This is a genomic window from Oleiphilus sp. HI0043 (assembly GCF_001634935.1).
Genome location: NZ_LWEY01000229.1, coordinates 1 through 787, shown reverse-complemented (window position 1 = coordinate 787; position 787 = coordinate 1). Strand labels below are relative to the sequence as shown.

Below are 787 nucleotides of genomic sequence, written 5' to 3'. Positions count from 1 at the left end.
TAAGTCTTCGACTGTGACCTTGCGTGAAACTAAAGTTGAGTCGCTCTTAGGCTTGAAGGTAGAGACAGCTGAAATAGAAGAGATTCTAACGCGCCTTGGGCTTGAAGTTGTTGATCGAGCAGAGGGGCAGTGGACCTTTGCTGTGCCAAGCTATCGTTTCGATATTGCCATTGAACCAGACCTGATTGAAGAAATTGGTCGGGTCTACGGCTATAACAAACTACCTAAAACGACTGCATTAGGCTCAATGAAGCTGCGGGCCGTCGACGAAGATATCTTCCCGCAGGACTACCTGGCTGATCGTTTGGTGAGTTTAGGTTATCAGGAGGCAATCACTTACAGCTTTGTTGACGAAGAAACACAAAAGCTCGTGACGCCTGAAGAGCAGGGTATCGCTTTGGCAAACCCAATCTCAGCTGATTTGGCTGTGATGAGAACGTCTTTATGGCCTGGCTTGCTAAAAGCACTAAGCTACAACCAGAAGCGCCAGCAGCCCCGAGTTAAGTTTTTTGAGACAGGTCTAAAGTTTGTTCAAGAAGGCGAAGAGATTGTTCAAACTAGAATGATCTCGGGCGTTGTCTCAGGCACTGTTCAAAACGAAAACTGGTGTAATGAAAGCAGAGCAATCGACTTCTTTGATGTGAAGGCCGATCTTGAGAATTTATTGTTCTCAATTGACCCGACAGTCGCTTTCGAGAAGGGTGAACATGCTGCTTTACACCCTGGGCAGACTGCACAGATTGTAAAAAATGGTAAAAAAATCGGCTATTTAGGGGCTATTCACCCT

At 46.1% G+C, this 787-nt stretch carries 1 pseudogene; it reads left to right on the top strand.

Going from position 1 to position 787, the window contains the following annotated elements:
• A pseudogene (locus A3729_RS03655) lies at nt 1-787 on the top strand (phenylalanine--tRNA ligase subunit beta); the annotation flags it as partial.